The following is a 21,098-nucleotide window of genomic DNA, read 5'->3' on the forward strand; positions in this document are numbered from 1 at the left end:
ATGCTGGCTTATCCCCAGATCGACCCGGTAGCGCTGGCTATCGGCCCGCTGAAAATCCATTGGTACGGTCTGATGTACCTCATTGGCATCGGTGGTGCGTGGTGGCTGGCCTCGCGCCGCCTGAACGCCTTCGATCCCAGCTGGAGCAAGGAGAAACTCTCCGACCTGGTGTTCTGGGTCGCGCTTGGCGTAATCGCCGGTGGTCGTCTCGGCTATGTGTTGTTCTACGATCTGTCGGCCTACATCGCCAATCCGCTACTGATCTTCGAGGTCTGGAAGGGCGGCATGTCGTTCCATGGCGGCCTGATCGGCGTGATGCTGGCGACCCTCTGGTTCGGCAAGCGCAACAACAAGAGCTTCTTCCAGCTGATGGACTTCATCGCGCCCCTGGTACCTATCGGTCTGGGTGCTGGCCGTATCGGCAACTTCATCAATGCCGAGCTCTGGGGAAAGGCCACCGACGTTCCCTGGGCGATGATCTTCCCCACTGACCCGGCCCAGTTGCCGCGCCATCCGTCGCAGCTCTACCAGTTCGCTCTGGAAGGCGTGGCGTTGTTCGCCATCCTCTGGTTCTACTCGCGCAAGCCACGCCCGACCATGGCGGTTTCCGGCATGTTCGCGCTGTTCTACGGTATTTTCCGCTTCGCGGTGGAGTTCGTCCGCGTCCCTGACGCCCAGCTCGGTTACCTGGCCTTCGGCTGGCTGACCATGGGCCAGATCCTCTGCCTGCCGATGATCATCGGCGGCATCGCCCTGATTGTCTGGGCCCATCGCCGCCAGGCCGCCCAAGGAGTCGTCTGATGAAACAGTATCTCGACCTGATGCGCCGCGTGCGCGAGACCGGCACCTTCAAGAGCGACCGCACCGGCACGGGCACCTACAGCGTGTTCGGCCACCAGATGCGCTTCGACCTGGCCGAAGGCTTCCCCCTCGTGACCACCAAGAAGTGCCACCTGAAATCCATCGTCCATGAGCTGCTGTGGTTCCTCCAGGGCGATACCAACATCAGGTACCTGAAGGACAACGGCGTCTCCATCTGGGACGAATGGGCTGACGAAGAGGGCAACCTCGGACCGGTCTATGGCTATCAGTGGCGTTCCTGGCCGGCACCCAATGGCGAGTCCATCGACCAGATCACCAAGGTGGTGGAAATGATCAAGAAGAACCCGGACTCGCGCCGGCTGATCGTTTCCGCCTGGAACCCCGCCCTGGTGGACGAGATGGCCCTGCCGCCCTGCCACGCGCTGTTCCAGTTCTACGTGGCCAACGGCAAGTTGAGCTGCCAGCTGTACCAGCGTTCGGCCGACATCTTCCTCGGCGTACCCTTCAACATCGCCAGTTATGCCCTGCTGACTCTTATGGTGGCCCAGGTCTGCGACCTGGAACCGGGCGAGTTCATCTGGACCGGCGGCGACTGCCACCTCTATGCCAACCACATCGAGCAGACCGACCTGCAGCTCACGCGCGAGCCGCTGCCGTTGCCGACCATGAAGATCAACCCGGACGTGAAGGACCTGTTCGCCTTCAAGTTCGAGGACTTCGAACTGGTGGGCTACCAGGCGCATCCGCACATCAAGGCGCCTGTCGCCGTCTGACCTGCTGGGGCGGAGACGTCCCGGCCTTCCGATGACAGGAGTCACCATGAAAGCCCCGCTTGCAGCCCTGCTCACGGGGCTTTTCGGCCTCTGGTCGTCCTTTTCCACCTGGGCCGAGCCAGCCCAGGGAAGTTTCATTGCCAGTCAGCGTTGCGAGGCTTTCCAGTCCATCCGCAAGCAGAGCAACCCGGACGACCTCAAGTTGGAACCAGGTCGCCGCTACGAAGTGGTGGAGGTCAACAAGCGCGATTACGACTGGCTGCGCATTCGCATTCCGGGCAGTGCCACGCCCTTGCGCTGGGTCTCCGCCGACTGCGGCTCGGCCGAGGGGATTGCCTTCAATACCGGCAAGCCTGCCGCCTCCGGAGAGAGCGCAGGCGCCTGCAATGTGCCCGACCAGCACGACGGCTATGTGTTGGCCGCCACCTGGCAGCCGGGCTTTTGTGAGCATGCCCGCTACAACGGCAAGAAGCCTGAGTGTGAAGGCCTGGATTCCGGTGAGCTACAAATCTCCCACCTGACCCTGCATGGCCTCTGGCCCAATCGCCGGTCCTGCGGCAAGGACTACGGCCACTGCGTCGGGCCAGGGATGAAGCTCAGCGGTGACACGCTGGCCTACGTCCGCCCATGGATGCCGAACTTCCGCTATGGCACCAGTTTCGGCCGCTATCAATGGGACAAGCACGGTGTCTGTCAGACGCAAATGGACGACGATACCTACTTCCGTCGCGCGGCGGACCTGGTGCGCCAGCTGGATCAGTCGGCTGCGGGTCAGTACATCGTTGCCAACATCGGTGGTGCCATTTCCAAGCGCGCGTTCTACGAGCGCGTGGAACAGGACTTCGGTAGCCGAGATGCGCAGAACAATTTCCTGCTCATTTGCAGCGGCAAGTATCTGCAGGAGGTACGCGTTTCGCTGCCTCGTGCGCTGAAGCAGGCTGACAATCTGGTTGGGGTGGTCGATGGTCAGTTCGCCGAGAGTCGCGCGCGCGATCGCAGTGAGTGCAGCTCCGACCGCATCCTGATCGAGGCCGGCGGCCGCTGACCGCCGGCCCTGATTTCAGGGCCGCAAGCCTTCCGCCAGGGCTGCGACCCAACCCTGGCGCTCCGCCTGCTCCAGCTCGGCGCCTGGATTCAGCGACGACCATTCCGGATGGGCGCGCGCCTTGCCCAGCACGGCCGGCAGCTTGCCCTCCTGCCACTGCCTTTCCTCCGGAGTGTCGACGCGCACTGCCTCGAAAGCCGCATGGCCGCGGGCGTCCAGCGCCGCCAGTAGCTGGCGTTGACGCAGGGCCAGCAGGCGCAGGATGGAGTCGTCCACGGTCAGTTCGCGTTGTCCCTTGATCTTGCCCAACAGCCGTTCGCCATAGTGACCGAAGGTCTGCCAGGCGCCGCCGGCTATGGCGCCGAGTGCCGCTGCGGCACCCAGCGTGAGGCCACCCACCAGCAAGTCGACACTTGCGCCAGCCGCCGCACCGGCAGCCATGCCGCCGCCCAGGCGCACACCCAGCTGTTTGAGCGTTTCCGGGTTGAATAGATCGTCGCCCCAACGGCCGCCTAGCAGTGGCAGATCGCTGGTGGCGGCATCGTCCTGGGCGAATGCGTAAAGCCGCAGCAGTGCTTCCACGCAACGTTGCTCGCGCTGGCGCACCTGTTGGCGCAGTGTCTCGGTGGCGGCCTGCAGGGCAGCTTCCTGGGCCGGCACACTGCGGCGGCAGGCTGCGACGTCCAGCAACAGTTCAGCGATCAGTCGACTACCTGCCTCCAGGCGCAGGCGGCGTTGCGCCTGGTGATCCTCCACCAGTCGCTGCAACTGAGGGCGTGCTCGCTCGAGCAGGAGGGCCAGGCTGTCGTAGAGACGCTCCTCGCCATCCAGCGGCGGGGCCACGCTGTCGAAGCGTACCAGTGCATGCAGGCCAAGGCGGGCAAGGGCCTCGCGCCAATCGGCTTCGCGGTGGCTCTCGCTGGCGACAAAGTTCAGCACTGGCAGCAGCGGTCGTCCGCACATCGCGAGCACTGCCAGTTCATCGCGGTACTTGGCCAGCACCGGTTCGCGGGCATCAATCACATAGAGCCCGGCATCCGAGGTCAACAACTGGCGCAGCACCTTGGCTTCCTGCTCGAAGCGCTGGCGGGCTTCGCTGCCGTCGAGGAAACGGGCGAGACGTGCCGGGCCATCCAGGCGCTCGCCTGGGCGATCCAGTCGCTCCAGGTGATCCAGGAGGGCGATGGCGTCCTCCAGTCCCGGCGTGTCATACAGTTCCAGCAGCGGCTGGCCGTCCACTGACAGCCGCGCGCCCTCCACATGCCGGGTGGTGCTGGGTCGATGGGAGACCTCGCCAAACGAGCGATCACGCAGCAGGGTACGCAGCAACGAGGTCTTGCCAACGTTGGTGTGACCGACCACGGCGAGCTTCAACGGTTTAGTCATGGCCAGTCTCCAGCCAGTGCAGGGGCGCACCCTGGGCATGGGGCAGGGACAGGCGGTCGAGTGCCTGGTGCCAGTCTTCCAGGCGCTGGCTATCAAGAGCGTCGCCGGCGGGTGGAGGGAGCAGCCAGATGCGGGTCTGACCCGCGCTGCGCGCAAGTTCGCCGATCAATGCCAGGGTGCCGCGATCCGGCGAGCGACGAGGATCGCAAGCTACTGCGAGGCGCTCAGGTGGAAAACGGCTGAGTTGGTCGAGCAGACGTTGGCGCTGCTCGCGGCTGTCCAGCACGCCGGCATCACCCACGCCCTTGGGCAGGGACGGCGGCCAGGGGCGGCGGTCATCCAGTTCGATCGCCACCAGCAGTGCACCCTGGCTGGCGCCATTCAGGCTGCCGGCGCGGGGTTCGACCTGCTCGGCGGGCGCGGCATCACAGACGCCCAGGCGCTCGCTGGCTGGCTGCAGACGTTCGCGTAGCAAGCTGTAGCCAGGCAGGCTGAGGTCGAGGCCAAGGCGCGCGCGCCCTTGCGACCAACGCCAGAAGCAGAATAGGCCCAGCAGCAGGCGCGGCAGCAGGCCGTAGGTGAAGGTGATCCCCAGGAGCCAGCCTGACCAGGCCTGACGCGCGGCTTCTTCGCTGACCACGGCACTACTGGCGCGGATGGTCGCGGCGTCCGGCAGGCTGAACCCGAGAAGGCTGGGAAGGGCGCCGAGGGCTTGGGTCAGGAAGACGAATGTATCGCTGCCGAGGATGGTGGTTTCCCAGACGAAACCATAGCGACGGGTCGCGAGCAGGAGCAGGAGCACCACCAGAGCGCTGCCCAGGGTCAGCAACCATGCTCCGTGCACCAGGGCGCCCAGTCCCCAGCGGGTCAGGCGCTGGCGCTGCAGCAGCAGGAGCAGCGCGGGAGCCAGGTGCGCAGCCTGGGCGTCGCGGGCGAGCTTGCCGCTTAGCCATAACCAGATGCGACCCAGCACGCTGGCGCTGTTGCCGAGGCAGAGCGACAGGGCCCAGCCGAGCAGCATCAGCAAGTGCAAGCCGAGCAGGCTGCCCAGGGCCCAGAACAGGTTGACCGGACGCTGGCCATCACCGAGTGCGGCAACGGCCAGGCCAGCACCGCTAATCAGCGCAAGCATCACCAGTAACAGGCCGGCGAGTCGTGCGCCCTGGCGCCAGTGCTGCAGGGCCGGGAGCTGCCCGTCGCGTTGGGCCAGCCAGAGGGCGCGGGCTTCGATGCGCGCCGCCAGATTTCCCCCTGCGGCATTGGCACGACGGTTTGCCTCTGAGTCTTCGAGAGGGCCGGCGTGTTCTTCGCGCAGGCGGATGGCCTCGGTCAGCCAGAGCCGGTCGAGGGCGGAGAGAGGAGGGAGGGAGGCTCGATTGGGTTCGCTCACGAAGGGCCTCTTGGCCAAGGGTGAGCACTGAGAATAACCGCTGAAGGCGGGCCCTTCATCAAGAGAAGGCCGGCGCTGTGCGCCGGCCTTTACCTGTCAGTGGCTGTGGGAACCTGCCGCCACTTTCACTCGGGGGGCTGTTGGCGCGTCGTGGTGGTCGTCGTGGTCGGTCACCACTTTCACTTCGTTGCCGTCGCAGTCATACAGCTTGCCGTCGCGGAAGTAATCACCCTCGTTCAGGGCGGCGACGTCCTGGTAGCGCAGGGTGCGTTCGTTGGCGGCGACGAATACCGACTGCTGGTCCGAGTTGCCGGCCTTCAGGTGGTTGAAGATCAGGTTCAGCAGGATCGCCATGATCGCGGCTGAGCTGATGCCGGAGTGGAAGATGGTTTCGAACCAGGCGGGGAAGTGGTGGTAGAAGGTCGGCGCGGCGATCGGGATCATGCCGAAGCCGATGGAGGTGGCGACGATGATCAGGTTCATGTTGTTGCGATAGTCCACCTGCGCCAGGGTACGGATGCCGGAGGCGGCCACGGTGCCGAACAGCACCACGCCTGCGCCACCCAGTACCGAAGTGGGGACAGCGGCGATCAGGCGGCCCATAACCGGCAACAGACCGAGGGTCACCAGGATCAGGCCGGCGGTGGCGACCACGTAGCGGCTCTTCACGCCGGTCACGGCTACCAGACCGACGTTCTGGGCGAAGGCGCTCTGGGTGAAGGAGCCGAACAGCGGGGCCAGCGAGCTGGAAATCATGTCGGCGCGCAGGCCGTTGCCGAGGCGCTTGGAGTCGACCTTGGTGCCGATGATCTCGCCCACGGCAAGAATGTCTGCGGAGGTCTCCACCAGGGTCACGATGATCACGATCAGCATCGACAGGATCGCCGCGATATGGAACTCCGGCATGCCGAAGTGCAGCGGCGAAGGCATGGCGACCAGCGGGCCTTCAAGCACCTTGGAGAAGTCCGCCATGCCGAAGAACACTGCCGCCACGGTGCCGATGATCATCGCCAGGAGGATGGACAGGCGCGAAATGCTGGCGCTGCCCAGTTTGCTCAGCAGCAGCACGGTTCCAAGGGTGAAGGCAGCCAGGCTTATGTTTGCCACGCTGCCGAATTCCGGCGACTGGCTGTTGCCGCCCATGGCCCAGCGTGCCGCGACGGGCATCAGGGTGAGGCCAATGGTGGTGATCACGATGCCGGTCACCAGTGGCGGGAAGAACTTGGTGATCCGTGAGAACACCGGGGTAATCAGCAGGCCTATCAGCGAGGCAGCGATTACCGCGCCCAGCACTGCGGGGATTCCACCGGCGCCGTCGCTGCCGATGATGGCGATCATGGTTGCCACACCAGCGAAGGACACGCCTTGCACCAGAGGCAGCTGACAGCCGAAGAAGGGGAGACCGATCGTTTGTAGCAAGGTGGCCAGGCCACCGGCGAACAGTGAGGCTGCGATCAGCAGGCCGATGTCTGCGGGCGAAAGCCCGGCAGCCTGGCCGATGATCAGGGGTACCGCGACAATTCCGCCGTACATGGTCAGCACATGCTGCAGACCGTAGGCGAGGTTGGCTCCAATGCCGAGGTTTTCATCTTCCGGTCGTTGCACCGGAGACGGACTTGCGGATGGGACTGTCATGGTGGGCTCTCGGTTTTGTTATTGTGCTGGCAACTGTAGACAATTAACCGGCCTATTGACTAGTGGTTTGTATACAATTTTTTAGGCAAGCTTTTTCGCCTATCTCCTGCGTTAATTCTTATAAAGGCGCCGAAATAAGTAGAATCAATCATTGACCATGTGGTCAGGAAAGTGATTGGCGACGAATGGAGGTCGCTCGTCGAACCATTCATTTTGGGGATGCACAGGCCGTGCCGGAAATGTGTGATTCGGGCGCCCATCCTCCGTTGGCTTTCTCTCACGGACGGCAGCCGGTATTCTCGCCGCCATGAAAAAGACCCTGCCCCTATGCCTGATTGCCGCCCTCGCGCAGAACCGCGTGATCGGTCGCGACAACCAACTGCCCTGGCACCTGCCGGCGGACCTCAAGCACTTCAAGGCCATGACCCTCGGCAAGCCGATCATCATGGGCCGCAAGACCTGGGACTCCCTTGGTCGCCCGCTGCCGGGCCGGCTCAATCTGGTGGTCAGCCGCCAGAGCTCTCTGGTGCTGGAAGGCGCGGAAGTCTTTCCGAGCCTGGAAGCTGCGATCGAACGCGCTGATGCCTGGGCGCGTGCGGAAGAGGCCGAGGAACTGATGCTGATCGGCGGCGCAGAACTCTATGCCCAGGGCCTGGTCCAGGCCGACCGCCTCTACCTGACTCGCGTTGAGCTGGCTCCGGAGGGCGATGCATTCTTCCCTGAAGTGTCGCAGCAGGACTGGCGCTTGGCCTCCAGCATCGAGCACGAGGCGACGACGGACACGCCGGCCTACGCCTTCGAGGTGTGGGAAAAGCGCTGAGGCCCCCGATCCTGTCCTGTGTGAGCGAATTCATTCGCGAAAGAATTTGCTCACACAGGTTATAGGACCAGCTCGCGAAGCTCCGCCCGAGCGTCATCGTCAATCAAGAGAAACCCCACCGACACTGGCAGCTTGAAACGGCGCGGGCCTGCGCTGCCTGGGTTCACGTGCAGTAATCCTGAATGCTCGTTGATCAGGGGTTTGTGCGAATGGCCAGTGACCACGACCCTGAAGCCGCGCTGGGCAAGGTCGTCAGGAATATCCGCCTGGTCATGCACCAAATAGATGCCGATCCCGCCCAGTTGAACCGCTTCCACCTTGCGAATGGCCTGCGCCCAGGGCCCCTCGTCGTTGTTGCCTCGCACGGCCGTCAGCGGCGCCAGCCCGGAAAGGGTGTCGAGTATTTCGGCTTTTCCGATGTCGCCAGCGTGGAGAATGTGGTCGCAGCCCTCCAGCGCCGCAAGCGCCTGCGGACGTAGCAGGCCGTGGGTGTCGGAGATCAGGCCGATACGGAGGGGCTTCATGGCATGGGCCTCGGCGGGAAACGAGGCCCATTCTGCATCACTCTTACGTGCGCGTGGTTTCTGGCAGGAACCAGTTCAGCAGCAGGGCGCAGAGACCGCCGGTGGCCACACCGGATTCGAGGATGTTGCGCAGTGCCGCCGGCATATGGGCGAGGAATTCCGGCACCTGCGACACGCCGAGACCCAGGGCGAGCGATACGGCGATGATCAGCAGCGCTCGGCGATCCAGGGTGGTGCCAGCGAGGATATTGATGCCGGAAGCGGCTACTGCACCGAACATCACCATGGCGGCGCCCCCCAGCACGGGTTCGGGAATGGCTTGCAGCACGCCAGCCACGGCCGGGAACAGGCCCAGCAACACCAGCATAAGAGCAATCCAGATGCCGATATGGCGGCTGGCGATGCCGGTGAGCTGGATCACGCCGTTGTTCTGGGCGAAGACTGAGCTAGGGAAGGTATTGAACAGGCCGGCAAGCAGGGAGTTGGCGCCGTTGACCAGCACGCCGCCCTTGATCCTTTGCATCCATAACGGGCCTTCCACCGGCTGGCGCGAAACCTTGCTGGTGGCGGTGACGTCACCGATGGCTTCAAGCGAAGTGACCAGGTAGATCACGAGCATCGGTACGAACAGTGACCAGGAGAACCCCAGGCCAAAGTGCAACGGTACCGGCACCTGCAGCAGCGGCGCGTCGTGCAGGCCGCTGAAATCGAGGCGGCCGAGCCAGGCGGCCAGGGCGTAGCCCGCCAGCAGTGCGATGACGATGGCGCAGCTGCGCATCCACACCAGCGGGATGCGGTTGAGCAGCAGGATCACGCCGAGCACGGTACCGGACAGCAGCAGGTTCTCGCCGTTGGCGAAGGTGCCGTTGGCCATCGCGCCGAAGCCGCCACCCATGCTGATCAGGCCCACCTTGATCAGGGTCAGGCCGATCATCAGCACGACGATACCGGTCACCAGCGGATTGATCAGTCGTTTGACGAAGGGCAGCACGCGGGAAATGCCCATTTCGACGAAGGCACCGGCCATTACCACGCCGAAGATAGCGGCCATCACTGCCTCAACCGGAGTGCCTTGCTTGACCATGAGTGCACCACCGGCGATCAGCGGGCCGACAAAGTTGAAGCTGGTGCCCTGGACGATCAACAGCCCGGCGCCGAACGGCCCGAAGCGCTTGCATTGAACGTAGGTGGCGATACCAGACACCACCAGGGACATGGAGACGATCAGGTTGGTATCCCGCGCCGACACGCCCAGCGCCTGGCAGATCAGCAGGCCAGGGGTGACGATGGGGACGATGATGGCCAGCAGGTGCTGCAGCGCGGCGAGCAGGGCGGCGACGGGGCGTGGCTTGTCTTCCAGGCCGTAGAGCAGCTCGTTGCGAGTCTCGGGGACGGGGGGCTTTTCCAGTGAAGTCATGGTGATCGACCGCAAAAAAGCGGCGATTCTACCTGAGTGGTCAGGTTTGGTGAGGGAGGCTGGATCTTGTGGGGGCAATTCATTGGTTATTTCTGCATTACGTGTTTCAAGCAGATGTACTGGCCGTAGGAGCTGACTTGCCAGCGAATGGCCCCGTTTCGCCGGCAAGCCAGCTCCTACAAGGTTCTTGACCCGATGGTAGATCTCTCGCAACCGCTAACGCCCGTTGGCGATTGAAATCGCCCCCACGGAAAGCAGAAAGCCCGGCGTATGGCCGGGCTTTCTACCATCTGCTACCAGGCTCAGCCGTCGAGCATCGACTTGTCGCGTACCGCGCCCTTGTCGGCGCTGGTGGCGAGCAGGGCGTAGGCTTTCAGCGCGGTGGTCACTTTGCGCGCACGCGGGGCGACCGGCTTCCAGCCTTTCTTGTCCTGTTCCACGCGGCGGGCGGCCAGTTCTTCATCCGAAACCAGCAGGTTGATGCTGCGGTTGGGGATGTCGATAAGGACCTTGTCGCCGTCCTGCACCAGGCCGATGGCGCCGCCTGCGGCGGCTTCCGGAGAGGCGTGGCCGATGGACAGGCCGGAGGTGCCACCGGAGAAGCGGCCGTCGGTGAGCAGGGCGCATTGCTTGCCCAGGCCCTTGGACTTCAGGTAGCTGGTCGGGTACAGCATTTCCTGCATGCCCGGGCCACCTTTCGGGCCTTCGTAGCGGATGATCACAATGTCGCCGGCCTTCACTTCGTCAGCGAGGATGCCTTTCACGGCGCTGTCCTGGCTTTCGAAGATCTTCGCGGTGCCTTCGAAGACATGGATGGACTCATCCACGCCAGCGGTTTTCACCACGCAGCCGTCGAGGGCGATGTTGCCGTAAAGGACAGCCAGGCCGCCTTCCTGGGAGTAGGCGTGCTCGACACTGCGGATGCAGCCTTCGGCGCGGTCGTCGTCCAGGGTGTCCCAGCGCGTGGACTGGCTGAAGGCAACCTGGGTGGGGATGCCGGCCGGGCCCGCCTTGAAGAAGGTGTGGACGGCTTCATCCTTGGTTTGGGTGATGTCCCACTGGGCGATGGCGTCGGCCATGCTCGGGCTGTGCACGGTGGCGACGTCGGTGTGCAGCAGGCCGCCACGGGCCAGTTCACCGAGAATCGAGAAGATGCCGCCGGCACGGTGCACGTCTTCCATGTGGTACTTCTGGATGTTCGGCGCCACCTTGCACAGCTGCGGGACCTTGCGGGACAGGCGATCGATGTCGCGCAGGTCGAACGCCACCTCGCCCTCCTGGGCTGCGGCCAGCAGGTGCAGGATGGTGTTGGTGGAGCCGCCCATGGCGATGTCCAGGGTCATGGCGTTCTCGAATGCCTTGAAGTTGGCGATGTTGCGCGGCAGCACACTGTCGTCGCCCTCGCCGTAGTAGCGCTGGCACAGCTCGACGGCCAGGCGGCCGGCGCGCAGGAACAGCTGCTCGCGGTCTGCGTGGGTGGCCAGGGTGGAGCCGTTGCCCGGCAGCGACAGGCCGAGGGCTTCGGTCAGGCAGTTCATGGAGTTGGCGGTGAACATGCCGGAGCAGGAACCGCAGGTCGGGCAGGCGCTGCGCTCGTACTCGGCGACCTTTTCGTCGGAGCAGGAATCGTCGGCCGCCACGACCATGGCGTCTACCAGGTCCAGGCCGTGGTTGGCCAGCTTGGTCTTGCCGGCTTCCATTGGGCCACCTGAGACGAAGACCACCGGGATGTTCAGGCGCAGGGCGGCCATCAGCATGCCGGGGGTGATCTTGTCGCAGTTGGAAATGCAGACGATGGCGTCGGCGCAGTGAGCGTTGACCATGTATTCCACGGAGTCGGCGATGATCTCGCGGCTCGGCAGGGAATAGAGCATGCCGTCGTGGCCCATGGCGATGCCGTCGTCTACGGCGATGGTGTTGAATTCCTTCGCCACACCGCCGTGCTTCTCGATCTCGCGGGCGACCAGCTGGCCCAGGTCTTTCAGGTGCACATGGCCGGGCACGAACTGGGTGAAGGAGTTGGCGATGGCAATGATCGGCTTCTTGAAGTCCTCGTCCTTCATCCCGGTGGCGCGCCACAGGGCACGAGCGCCAGCCATGTTGCGGCCGTGGGTGGAGGTTTTCGAGCGGTAATCGGGCATGACGGTTTCCTGCGGCTAATCAGGTGTCTGTAAGAGTCTCATCGTGAGCGCGGAACATACCGGATGCAAACGGCAGATGGCCATTCGGTCGGTGGTGGCCGGAAGGCGGGGCGGGGTCACCGCTCGCTCGGCCGGGGCTCACTGGCCCGCCGGAGGATGGTTGGCGAGGAATTGCCCGATTCTACGCCGGGCCTGGCCGGCAGGGAAAGGCTGGCGGTCGGGCCGGCGCAGCGGCCGGCCCAGTGCCGGGCAGAGGTGCTTAGCTGTTGGGCAGCAGGCGAACGGTCAGGCTCTTGATGTAGCGGGTCTCGACGATGGCCGGGTGCACCGGGTGGTCCGGGCCCTGGCCTCCGCGCTCCAGCAGCTGGATATTGCGGTCCAGGTGACGGGCGCTGTTGAGCAGGATGTTCTGCAGGTCGTCTTCCGGCAGGTGCATGGAGCAGGAGGCGCTGACCAGGATGCCGTCCTTGTTCAGCAGGCGCATGGCTTGCTCGTTGAGGCGGCGATAGGCGGCCTCGCCGTTCTTCAGGTCCTTCTTGCGTTTGATGAAGGCCGGCGGGTCGGCGACGACCACGTCGAAGCGCTCTTCGGCGGCTTTCAGTTCCTTGAGGGCTTCGAACACGTCACCTTCCACGCAGGTAACCTGCTCAGCCACGCCATTGAGGGTGGCGTTGCGCTCTACACCGTCGAGGGCGAAACCGGAGGCGTCGACGCAGAACACTTCGCTGGCGCCGAAGGCTGCAGCCTGCACGCCCCAGCCGCCGATGTAGCTGAACAGGTCGAGTACGCGCTTGCCTTTGACGTAGGGCGCCAGGCGTGCACGGTTCATGCGGTGGTCATAGAACCAGCCGGTCTTCTGGCCTTCCATCACCGGGGCCTCGAACTTCACGCCATTCTCTTCCAGGGCGACCCACTCGGGCACCACGCCGAAGGCGGTGTCCACGTAACGCTCCAGGCCTTCGGCTTCACGCGCGCTGGAGTCGTTCTTCCAGAGCACACCGCGCGGCTTGAGGACTTGCACCAGGGCGTCGAGCACGGCGGCCTTGTTGCGCTCCATGGCGGCGGAGGCGAGCTGCACCACCAGGTGATCGCCGAAGCGGTCCACCACCAGGCCCGGCAGCAGGTCGGAGTCGCCGTAGACCAGGCGGTAGAAGGGCTTGTCGAAAAGACGCTCGCGCAGGCTCAGGGCGACGTTGATGCGGTGCACCAGCAGGGACTTGTCCAGGGTGTGCTTGGTGTCGCGGGATACCAGGCGAGCGCAGATCAGGTTGTTCGGAGAGATGGCGACAACGCCCAGGGGTTTGCCGCCAGCGGCTTCGAGGATGGCCTGGTCACCCGGCTGAAAGAGGTTCAGCGGGGTGGCGACCACGTCCACTTCGTTGCTGTAGACCCACAGGTGGCCGGCGCGCAGGCGTCGATCGGCATTGGCTTTGAGGCGCAGGCTGGGCAGGGACATGTGTCGCTCTCCGGAAAAAGGCGGGGATTATACCCCAGCCCGTGCGGGCTCCGGGGGCCGCCCGGCGGTGCCATGGGCGACCTGGCACGATGGTCGGAAAATCGCCGGAAATCCCGCGCAAACGGCAGGTGCAACCGGGTAGACTGTCGATTCGGTCAAACTTCCCCCCCATTCCCATGGCTCAAGAACTATCCGCAGATCAGATCCGTCAGGTCCTGCAGGGCATCAGCGTGCCGCCGCAGCCGCAGATCATGGTCGACCTGCAAATGGAGCAGGTCATGCCGACCCCGGACCTGAAATCCATCGCCCGCCTGATCAGCCAGGACCCGGGCCTGTCCGGTGCGTTGCTGAAGATCGTCAATTCACCCTTTTTCGGCCTGACCAACCGCATTGCCTCGATCCAGCAGGCGGTGAATCTGCTGGGCTGCAACACGGTGATCAACCTGATCAACGCGCAGTCGATCAAGGGCGAGATGACCGATGAGACCATCGTTACGCTGAACCGCTTCTGGGACACCGCCCAGGACGTGGCCATGACCAGCCTGACCCTGGCCAAGCGCATCGGCTACCAGTCCGCCGACGAAGCCTACGCGCTCGGCCTGTTCCACAATTGCGGCATCCCGCTGATGCTCAAGCGCTTCCCGGACTACATGATGGTGCTGGAGGAGGCCTACGCCAGCGCAGGCCCCGAGCGCCGCGTGGTGGACACCGAGAACCGCCTGCTGAACACCAACCACGCCGTGGTCGGTTATTTCACTGCGCGCTCATGGCGCCTGCCGGAACACCTCTGCGAAGCCATCGCCAACCATCACAACGCCCTGTCGATCTTCACCGACGACTCCGGGCGCGATGCCCAGCTCAAGACCCTGCTGGCCATCCTGAAGATGGCGGAGCACATCTGCGCCTCGCATCTGGTGCTGGGTAACCAGGCGGAGGATTACGAGTGGATGAGCATCCGCTCCCAGGTGCTGGACTATGTCGGGTTGTCGGAGTACGACTTCGAGAACCTCAAGGAAAGCATCCGCGAGCTTGGCGTTAGCTGAGTCGCGCCGAGTACCGAGATTCAGATGCCTGAACTACCCGAAGTCGAAACGACCCGCCGCGGCATCGCGCCCTTCCTCGAAGGCCAGCGCGTCAGCCGGGTGATCGTGCGTGAGCGCCGCCTGCGCTGGCCGATTCCCGAAGACCTGGATATGCGCCTGTCCGGCCAGCGCATCCTGCATGTGGAGCGCCGTGCCAAGTACCTGTTGCTGCAGGCCGAAGTCGGCACCCTGATCAGCCACCTCGGCATGTCCGGCAGCCTGCGCCTGGTGGAGGCTGGGTTGGTCGCGGCCAAGCACGAGCATGTGGATATCGAGTTGGAGTCGGGCATGGCCCTGCGCTACACCGACCCACGCCGCTTCGGCGCGCTGCTTTGGAGCGATGACCCACTGAACCACGAGCTGTTGCGCCACCTGGGGCCGGAGCCGCTGACTGGCCTGTTCGACGGCGAGCGCCTGTTCCAGCTGTCCCGTGGCCGCAGCATGGCGGTGAAACCCTTCATCATGGACAACGCCGTGGTGGTCGGGGTCGGCAACATCTACGCCAGCGAGGCGCTGTTCGCCGCCGGAATCGACCCGCGCCGCGAAGCGGGCTCCATCTCGCGGGCCCGCTACCTGAAGCTGGCCGAGGAAATCAAACGCATCCTTGCGCAGGCCATCGAGTGTGGTGGCACTACCCTGCGCGACTTTGTCGGCGGCGACGGCAAACCGGGCTACTTCCAGCAGGAGTTGTTCGTCTACGGCCGTGCTGGCGAGTTCTGCAAGCAGTGCGGCTCGACCTTGCGGGAAATCCGCCTGGGCCAGCGCGCCAGCGTCTATTGTCCGCGCTGCCAACGCTAATCCCTCGCCGGGTCGCGAGACTCGGCGTCGAGCATTCCTAGAACAAGAAAAGAAGTCTGTCCTATGTACGGTAATTACCTGCCCCGCAATCCCTTTGCCGAGGCGATTGGCCACGGCGTGCTGCGTCTGATGGGCTGGCGTATCGAGGGGCGCCTGCCACCCCTCGACAAGTTCGTGATCATCGGCGCCCACCACACTTCCAACTGGGACTTCGTGTTGTTCCTCGCAGTGAAGTTCGTGCTGCGTCTGAATGCCCGCTGGTTCGGCAAGCACACCATCTTCCGCTGGCCCTTCGCCGGGCTGCTGCAACGCTGGGGAGGCGTGCCGATCCATCGGCATCTCAAGCTGAACATGGTGGATCAAGCGGTGGAGCGCTTCCGCGAGAATCGCGAGTTCATGCTGGTGATCTCGCCGGAAGGCACCCGCAAACGCGTGGATCGCTGGAAAATGGGCTTCTACCACATCGCTTGCGGCGCCGGAGTGCCTATAGTCCCGGCTGCCCTGGACTACGCCAATCGCCGGGTGGTGATCGGCGAGCCGTTCTACCCCACGGGTGACGAGCACGCCGATCTGCGCCAGTTGCTGACCTTCTACCGCCCTTACGTGCCGAAAAAACCCGACTACGCTTTCAATGGCGATTGAAGGCCGTCACGCTGCCAATGTGCCATGCGCTGTTATAGTTTTTCGTACACCACTATCTGAAGGATCGCCCGTATGAACCTGCTCCGCACAACCGCTGCTGTCCTGGCGCTGACCACTGGCCTGCTGGCGCTGCCGGCTCACGCGGAAGTGGTTCAGGAAAACACCAGCGGTGACCCGATGTACACAGCCAATGCTCCCACCGGTTACAGCATGGCCGGCGATATCATCATCGCCCGCCCGCTGCTAATCGGCGCCACCGTGATCGGTGCGGGCCTGTTCATCATCAGCCTGCCGTTCTCCGCGCTGGGCGGTAATGTCGGCGAGGCGGCCAATGCGCTGGTCGTCGAGCCGGGCAGAGAAGCCTTCGTGCGCTGCCTGGGCTGCACGATCAGTGGCTACAAGCACGACTGATTCCTTCCCCCGACTCCATTGCGACGGCCCCTTTCGGGGCCGTCGGCGTTTTCGGGCGCCATGCGGGTTGCCGTCAGACGACTGTATCGGGTAATAGCTGAGCCCTGTCTGGTGAAGGAATACCGCCCGTGAAGCACAACTCGCGCATCATCCTGCTTGCCCTGGCTACTGTCGGGCTGGCATTGAGTTTCTGGTTCAGTTCCGGCTGGCTGGAGCTCTGCGCCGGCCTTGCGCTGTTCCTGTTCGGGATGCAGTGCCTGGAAGAGGGGCTGCGCCAGCTGGCCGGCAGCAAGCTCGAGCAACTACTGGCCAGCAGCACCGCCACCTCCTTCAAGGGGCTGATGTTCGGCATCTGCGGCACCTTGCTGTTGCAGTCCAGCACGCTGGTATCGCTGCTCACCATCGCCTTCATCAGTGCCGGGCTGATCCAGCTCGCCGGCGGTATCGCCATCCTCTTCGGTGCCAACTTGGGGGCTACCAGTGGTATCTGGCTGCTGGCCTTGGCGGGGCAGAACCTCAGCCTGAGCCCGCTGGCGTTGCCGCTGCTGGTCTTCGGCGTGCTCGGTGGTTTCCTCGGCGAGAAGAGCAAGGCGGCCGGGCGCATCGTCCTCGGAATTGCCTTCATCTTCCTCGGCATCGACCAGATCAAGGACGGCTTCGCCAGCTTCGGCGACGGCCTCGACCTCACCGCCTTCCAGGCCGACGGGCTGATGGGAAGCTTGCTGTTCGCTTTGGTGGGGCTGCTGGTGACCGTGGTACTGCAATCCAGCCATGCCACGCTGATGCTGACGCTGGCGGCCCTGGCCGGTGGTCAGCTGGAGCTGGCCCAGGCTTTCGCCATTGCCATCGGCTCCAACGTCGGCAGCAGCGTCACCACCGCCTTCGTCGGCTCCCTTGACGGAAACCGCAGTGGACAACGGCTGGCGTTGGCCCACGTGTTGTTCAACGTAGTTACCTGCACCTTGGCTTTCATCCTGCTGGGGCCGTTGAGCTTGATGGTCGATCGGATCGCCGGCATCACCGGGCTGGGCGACAACGAGCTGATCCAGCTGGCCATGTTCCACAGCCTTATCAACGCCATGGGTGTGCTGCTGTTCTGGCCGCTGCAAGAACGCCTCGCTTACTGGCTGGTGCGCTGGTTGCCGGAACGCGAAGAGCCCCAGGTGCTGATCACCGAGCTGGCTGTCGGGCCGGAGGAACTGCTGCGTACCCGCGCGCGCTACCTCAACGAGCGCGCCCTGGATTCGGTGGATGCCGCTGCCAGCGCCGTGGTGCGCGAACTGCGCCACCTCGGTCGCTTGAGCATGGAAGTGATCTGCCACGCGCTTTACCTGCCGGTGGACCAACTGGCAAAGGCGCAAGGCGATGAGCGCCTGCTGCAGGCTCGGCCGGAGCGCCATCATCTGGACGCCGAAGCGCTCTACCAGCGGCATATCAAAGGTGTGTATGGCGACCTGCTGAGCTTCATGGGGCGGCTCGATCTGCCTCTGGATGAGGCACACCAACAGTTCTGGGTCAGTTGCCAGCTGGCCGCGCTGCAACTGGTGGATGCGGTGAAGGATGCCAAGCACCTGCAGAAGAACCTCGGGCGTTACCTGGACCAGGAGCCTGCTCCCCTTCGTGATGCCTATGTGGACCTGCGCCGCCACTTGCTGGCGATGCTCCATGAGCTGCGCGAGCTGGGCCGCTCCGACCTGCCGGAAGAGGCATGGAACGAGCGTCTGGGTTGGCTGGACGAGCAGGCCGCGACCTTCGATGGCAGCTTCCGTACCCGGCTGTTCAATTCAGTGCGCAAAGGTGAACTGGATGGCCTGATGACCAGTTCCCTAATGAACGATCTGGGATATGCGAGCCGGATTTTCCAGAGCCTGCGAAATGTGCTGATGCTGGGTGAAGGGCAGTTGCTGTTCCGCGAGCTGCGACGGCTGGAACAGGATGAAGAGTCACTGATCGTGCTGGACGGCGATCGTCCGTAAGGTGTGCGGTGAGTGCCGGTATACCGTGCAATGCCTGGAGGCGGAGCGCCCGTAGGTTGGTGCAGAGCGCAGCGAAGCCCAACGATGCCAGGCCTCGGCCTTGCGTGTTGGGCCTCGCGGACTCGGCGCCAACCTACAGTAGGGGCGAATGAATTCGCTCCTACTTGATCTGCTCGATTTCGAGTATTTCAGAGAGGCCCAGCCCGCGCGGATCGCTGGCGGCTTCGAGGTTGCCCTTGGCCTTGTTCCAGAACAGCACCTGCTGATTGCCGTAGTTGCGTTCCAGCGGCTTGAGGCTGTAGCCGCGGGCGCGCAGTTCGGCGATTTCGCTGCTGCTGAAGGCGCCGGGCTCGTGCTCGATCTGGTCCGGCAGGTACTGGTGGTGATAGCGCGCCACCGCCGGCCAGCGGTTCACTGGCTGACCGTCCAGGTACTCCAGCACCGACAACAGCACCATGCTGGGAATCCGGCTGCCACCTGGAGTGCCGAACGCGGCGAACTCCTCTTCGCTCTCGATGAAGGTCGGGCTCATGGACGACAGTGGGCGTTTTCCCGAACCCACAGCATTGGCCTGGCTGGCGGCGAGTCCATAGGCGTTGGCACCTTCGGGGTTCGCGGCGAAGTCGTCCATCTCGTCGTTCAGCAACACGCCGGTGCCGGGCACGGTGAAGGCGGCGCCGAAGGGCAGGTTGATGGACAGGGTGGCGGCCACTGCGTTGCCATCCTTGTCGATGACTGCGAAGTGAGTAGTGTGGTCACCCTCGCGCCACGGCGGTGATGGCGGCAGGCTGCTGCTCGGGGTAGCACGGCGGGCATCGATACCTTTGGCGAGGTCTTTCAGGTAGCCGACATCGAGCAGCCGGGCCTGTGGAATCGCGACGAAATCCGGATCGCCGAGCAGCCCACGGTCGCGGTACGCGCGGCGCAGTACCTCTACCACGTAGTGGGTGCGCTGTACGCGCTCGGCCTTGCGCCACGGCAGTTCCTGCAGCATGGCCAGGCTCTGGGCCAGGGCGATGCCGCCGGCCGAGGGCGGCGGGGCGCCGATCAGCTCACGGCCATCGGCAAGGCGGAAGCGAATCGGCTGGCGTTCCACGGTCTGGTATTCGGCCAGGTCGCGCAGGCTCCAGATGCCGCCGGCGGCGTTCACACCTTGCACCAGCTTCTCCGCGGTGGGGCCGCTATAGAACCCGGCCTTGCCATAACGGGCGATGCGCTCGAGGGTGTTGCCCAGCTCCGGCTGGCGCAGCAGGCTGAATTCCTCCGGGATTTCACCCTTGTGGTCGAGGAACAGGCGCGCCGTCTCCCGGTCGTCGCGCATGGACGACAGCCGCCAGGAGGCGCGTTCGCGGTAGATGCGATCCACCGAAATGCCGTCGCGAGCCAGGCGGATGGCCGGTGTCAGGCTGTCGGCCAGCGGCAGGCGGCCGTAGCGGCTGGCGAGGTCCACGAGGGCGGCAGGCAGGCCGGGAATTGCGGCGGCCAGCGGGCCGTCCAGGGACAGGGCCGGATCGACCTTTCCGTCGCGGACGTACAGGCGCGCGTTCGCGGCCAGCGGCGCGCGTTCGCGGGCATCGAGGAAGCGGTAGGCGGGTTTTTCGCCCCCCTGACGGAGCAGGAAGAATCCACCGCCGCCCAGGCCTGAACCGTAAGGTTCGGCGACTGCCAGGGCGGCGCTGATGGCCACCGCGGCATCGAAGGCGTTGCCGCCCTGGGCCAGGGTTTCCAGGCCTGCCACGGTGGCTGACGGATGCGGCGTGGCGACTGCCGCGCGGCCAGGCTCGGCAGCTTGGGAAATGCCCGCGAGCAGAAGCAGCGACGCCAGCAACGCGCCACGATAGGAGCCGCGTACCGGGCGGCCCATGGGTCAGGCCTTGCCGGTGAGCTTCAGGTACTTCTGCATCAGCTCATCCTTGCTTTCGACATGGGTTTCGTCGAGCGGAATGCAATCGACGGGGCAGACCTGTTGGCACTGGGGTTCGTCGTAGTGGCCGACGCATTCGGTGCACAGGTTGGGATCGATCACGTAGATCTCTTCGCCCTGGGAGATCGCGCCATTCGGGCACTCGGGTTCGCAGACGTCGCAATTGATGCAGTCGTCGGTGATCTTGAGGGACATGGGAACAACTCCTGCCGTCGCCAGGCAGCGGCGGCCTTGAACAGAAAATAGCGGAATTGTGCCGGATTGCCGCGATCGGCGCACGCGCCGATCGCCATGGTTCAGGGCCGGCCCTGGCGAGCCTTCAGTATCAGCGCTTGAAACGCTCGGCCAATGCCGCCGCGACGGCCGGATGGACGAACTTGCTGATATCGCCGCCCAGGGCCGCTATTTCACGTACCAGGGTGGAGGAGATGAAGGAATACCGTTCCGACGGGGTGAGGAACATGCTCTCCACATCCGGCGCCAACTGGCGGTTCATGTTGGCCAGTTGGAATTCGTACTCGAAGTCGGATACCGCGCGCAGGCCACGCAGGAAGACATTGGCGTTCTGCTCCTTGACGAAATGCGCCAGCAGGGTGGAGAAGCCCACCACTTCGACGTTCGGCAGGTGTTTGGTGACTTCGCGCGCCAGCTCCACACGCTGCTCCAGGCTGAACAGCGGATTCTTCTTCGGGCTCGCGGCAACGGCGATGATCACGGTATCGAACAGGCGCGAGGCGCGTTCGATCAGATCGCCATGACCCTTGGTGATGGGGTCGAAAGTGCCCGGATACAACACTCGGTTCATCGCGACGTCCTGGCAGGGGACCGAAAGGGAATCGGATGGTAGCGCAGCGAA

19 protein-coding genes are annotated in these 21,098 nt (G+C 64.3%); 9 read left to right on the forward strand and 10 right to left on the reverse strand.

The window, feature by feature from the left end; genetic code table 11:
- Genes lgt through SA496_RS27110 form a run of 3 tightly spaced genes read left to right on the forward strand, consistent with a single transcriptional unit; the run spans window position 1 to window position 2,640 of the window.
- Window positions 1-801, forward strand: coding sequence for a prolipoprotein diacylglyceryl transferase (gene lgt, locus SA496_RS27100; RefSeq protein ID WP_120653631.1), 801 nt, complete (start codon window positions 1-3; stop codon window positions 799-801).
- Window positions 801-1,595, forward strand: a complete 795-nt coding sequence (locus SA496_RS27105) for a thymidylate synthase (protein ID WP_120653630.1) — start codon at window positions 801-803, stop codon at window positions 1,593-1,595. The genes lgt and SA496_RS27105 overlap by 1 nt, the downstream gene beginning before the upstream one ends.
- Before the next feature lie 46 nt (window positions 1,596-1,641).
- Complete coding sequence (locus SA496_RS27110; RefSeq protein WP_330114747.1) at window positions 1,642-2,640, forward strand: ribonuclease T2 family protein; 999 nt, start codon at window positions 1,642-1,644, stop codon at window positions 2,638-2,640.
- 15 nt (window positions 2,641-2,655) lie between these two features.
- On the opposite strand, the gene SA496_RS27115 is transcribed toward SA496_RS27110, so the two are convergent.
- The 3 genes from SA496_RS27115 to SA496_RS27125 all read right to left on the reverse strand — a co-directional run bounded on the left by SA496_RS27115 (window position 2,656) and on the right by SA496_RS27125 (window position 7,051).
- Window positions 2,656-4,026: a GTPase/DUF3482 domain-containing protein gene (locus SA496_RS27115; RefSeq protein ID WP_153918685.1), complete on the reverse strand. Its 1,371-nt coding sequence runs from the start codon at window positions 4,024-4,026 to the stop codon at window positions 2,656-2,658.
- A complete protein-coding gene (locus SA496_RS27120; protein WP_330114748.1) occupies window positions 4,019-5,416 on the reverse strand; it encodes a DUF2868 domain-containing protein in 1,398 nt (465 codons plus the stop codon). The genes SA496_RS27115 and SA496_RS27120 overlap by 8 nt, the downstream gene beginning before the upstream one ends.
- Before the next feature lie 96 nt (window positions 5,417-5,512).
- Window positions 5,513-7,051 (reverse strand): nucleobase:cation symporter-2 family protein, encoded by a 1,539-nt coding sequence (locus SA496_RS27125; protein WP_120653626.1) that lies wholly within the window; start codon window positions 7,049-7,051, stop codon window positions 5,513-5,515.
- A 307-nt stretch (window positions 7,052-7,358) separates the two neighbouring features.
- On the opposite strand from SA496_RS27125, the gene SA496_RS27130 reads away from it, so the two are divergent.
- A complete protein-coding gene (locus tag SA496_RS27130; RefSeq protein ID WP_120653625.1) occupies window positions 7,359-7,871 on the forward strand; it encodes a dihydrofolate reductase in 513 nt (170 codons plus the stop codon).
- Between the two features lie 59 nt (window positions 7,872-7,930).
- Here SA496_RS27130 and SA496_RS27135 read toward each other — a convergent pair whose 3' ends face one another.
- The 4 genes from SA496_RS27135 to SA496_RS27150 all read right to left on the reverse strand — a co-directional run bounded on the left by SA496_RS27135 (window position 7,931) and on the right by SA496_RS27150 (window position 13,409).
- Window positions 7,931-8,395 (reverse strand): metallophosphoesterase family protein, encoded by a 465-nt coding sequence (locus tag SA496_RS27135; RefSeq protein ID WP_153918689.1) that lies wholly within the window; start codon window positions 8,393-8,395, stop codon window positions 7,931-7,933.
- A gap of 43 nt (window positions 8,396-8,438) precedes the next feature.
- The gene (locus tag SA496_RS27140) at window positions 8,439-9,812 is read right to left on the reverse strand and encodes a nucleobase:cation symporter-2 family protein (protein WP_120653623.1); all 1,374 of its coding nucleotides are present in this window, start codon (window positions 9,810-9,812) and stop codon (window positions 8,439-8,441) included.
- A 302-nt stretch (window positions 9,813-10,114) separates the two neighbouring features.
- Window positions 10,115-11,953, reverse strand: coding sequence for a dihydroxy-acid dehydratase (gene ilvD / locus SA496_RS27145; RefSeq protein ID WP_153918691.1), 1,839 nt, complete (start codon window positions 11,951-11,953; stop codon window positions 10,115-10,117).
- Window positions 11,954-12,212: 259 nt separating this feature from the next.
- Window positions 12,213-13,409, reverse strand: coding sequence for a class I SAM-dependent rRNA methyltransferase (locus tag SA496_RS27150; protein WP_153918693.1), 1,197 nt, complete (start codon window positions 13,407-13,409; stop codon window positions 12,213-12,215).
- Between the two features lie 230 nt (window positions 13,410-13,639).
- On the opposite strand from SA496_RS27150, the gene SA496_RS27155 reads away from it, so the two are divergent.
- The 5 genes from SA496_RS27155 to SA496_RS27175 all read left to right on the forward strand — a co-directional run bounded on the left by SA496_RS27155 (window position 13,640) and on the right by SA496_RS27175 (window position 18,318).
- Window positions 13,640-14,452 (forward strand): HDOD domain-containing protein, encoded by an 813-nt coding sequence (locus SA496_RS27155; RefSeq protein WP_162945905.1) that lies wholly within the window; start codon window positions 13,640-13,642, stop codon window positions 14,450-14,452.
- 24 nt (window positions 14,453-14,476) lie between these two features.
- A complete protein-coding gene (mutM, locus tag SA496_RS27160; protein WP_153918695.1) occupies window positions 14,477-15,289 on the forward strand; it encodes a bifunctional DNA-formamidopyrimidine glycosylase/DNA-(apurinic or apyrimidinic site) lyase in 813 nt (270 codons plus the stop codon).
- Between the two features lie 63 nt (window positions 15,290-15,352).
- Window positions 15,353-15,931: a lysophospholipid acyltransferase family protein gene (locus tag SA496_RS27165; RefSeq protein ID WP_153918697.1), complete on the forward strand. Its 579-nt coding sequence runs from the start codon at window positions 15,353-15,355 to the stop codon at window positions 15,929-15,931.
- 72 nt (window positions 15,932-16,003) lie between these two features.
- A complete protein-coding gene (locus tag SA496_RS27170) occupies window positions 16,004-16,342 on the forward strand; it encodes a multidrug transporter (protein ID WP_153918699.1) in 339 nt (112 codons plus the stop codon).
- A gap of 128 nt (window positions 16,343-16,470) precedes the next feature.
- A complete protein-coding gene (locus SA496_RS27175; RefSeq protein ID WP_330114749.1) occupies window positions 16,471-18,318 on the forward strand; it encodes a Na/Pi cotransporter family protein in 1,848 nt (615 codons plus the stop codon).
- A gap of 160 nt (window positions 18,319-18,478) precedes the next feature.
- Here SA496_RS27175 and ggt read toward each other — a convergent pair whose 3' ends face one another.
- The 3 genes from ggt to coaD all read right to left on the reverse strand — a co-directional run bounded on the left by ggt (window position 18,479) and on the right by coaD (window position 21,047).
- Window positions 18,479-20,182: a gamma-glutamyltransferase gene (gene ggt / locus SA496_RS27180; RefSeq protein WP_153918701.1), complete on the reverse strand. Its 1,704-nt coding sequence runs from the start codon at window positions 20,180-20,182 to the stop codon at window positions 18,479-18,481.
- 3 nt (window positions 20,183-20,185) lie between these two features.
- Entirely contained in the window at window positions 20,186-20,437 is a 252-nt protein-coding gene (locus SA496_RS27185) for a YfhL family 4Fe-4S dicluster ferredoxin (protein ID WP_028629061.1), read from the reverse strand.
- Between the two features lie 130 nt (window positions 20,438-20,567).
- Window positions 20,568-21,047 (reverse strand): pantetheine-phosphate adenylyltransferase, encoded by a 480-nt coding sequence (gene coaD, locus SA496_RS27190; RefSeq protein ID WP_028629060.1) that lies wholly within the window; start codon window positions 21,045-21,047, stop codon window positions 20,568-20,570.
- Between the last annotated feature and the right edge of the window lie 51 nt (window positions 21,048-21,098).

Origin of the sequence: Pseudomonas sp. JS3066, from assembly GCF_036328175.1 — a bacterium.
In the GTDB taxonomy this organism is placed as follows: domain Bacteria; phylum Pseudomonadota; class Gammaproteobacteria; order Pseudomonadales; family Pseudomonadaceae; genus Metapseudomonas.

Coding starts and splice junctions, on each gene's coding strand:
- SA496_RS27130 (WP_120653625.1), top strand. CDS start 7,359: ATGAAAAAGACCCTGCCCCTATGCCTGATTGCCGCCCTCGCGCAGAAC.
- coaD (WP_028629060.1), bottom strand. CDS start 21,047: ATGAACCGAGTGTTGTATCCGGGCACTTTCGACCCCATCACCAAGGGT.
- SA496_RS27115 (WP_153918685.1), bottom strand. CDS start 4,026: ATGACTAAACCGTTGAAGCTCGCCGTGGTCGGTCACACCAACGTTGGC.
- SA496_RS27105 (WP_120653630.1), top strand. CDS start 801: ATGAAACAGTATCTCGACCTGATGCGCCGCGTGCGCGAGACCGGCACC.
- SA496_RS27110 (WP_330114747.1), top strand. CDS start 1,642: ATGAAAGCCCCGCTTGCAGCCCTGCTCACGGGGCTTTTCGGCCTCTGG.
- ggt (WP_153918701.1), bottom strand. CDS start 20,182: ATGGGCCGCCCGGTACGCGGCTCCTATCGTGGCGCGTTGCTGGCGTCG.
- SA496_RS27140 (WP_120653623.1), bottom strand. CDS start 9,812: ATGACTTCACTGGAAAAGCCCCCCGTCCCCGAGACTCGCAACGAGCTG.
- SA496_RS27165 (WP_153918697.1), top strand. CDS start 15,353: ATGTACGGTAATTACCTGCCCCGCAATCCCTTTGCCGAGGCGATTGGC.
- SA496_RS27125 (WP_120653626.1), bottom strand. CDS start 7,051: ATGACAGTCCCATCCGCAAGTCCGTCTCCGGTGCAACGACCGGAAGAT.
- SA496_RS27135 (WP_153918689.1), bottom strand. CDS start 8,395: ATGAAGCCCCTCCGTATCGGCCTGATCTCCGACACCCACGGCCTGCTA.
- SA496_RS27150 (WP_153918693.1), bottom strand. CDS start 13,409: ATGTCCCTGCCCAGCCTGCGCCTCAAAGCCAATGCCGATCGACGCCTG.
- ilvD (WP_153918691.1), bottom strand. CDS start 11,953: ATGCCCGATTACCGCTCGAAAACCTCCACCCACGGCCGCAACATGGCT.
- SA496_RS27170 (WP_153918699.1), top strand. CDS start 16,004: ATGAACCTGCTCCGCACAACCGCTGCTGTCCTGGCGCTGACCACTGGC.
- lgt (WP_120653631.1), top strand. CDS start 1: ATGCTGGCTTATCCCCAGATCGACCCGGTAGCGCTGGCTATCGGCCCG.
- mutM (WP_153918695.1), top strand. CDS start 14,477: ATGCCTGAACTACCCGAAGTCGAAACGACCCGCCGCGGCATCGCGCCC.
- SA496_RS27185 (WP_028629061.1), bottom strand. CDS start 20,437: ATGTCCCTCAAGATCACCGACGACTGCATCAATTGCGACGTCTGCGAA.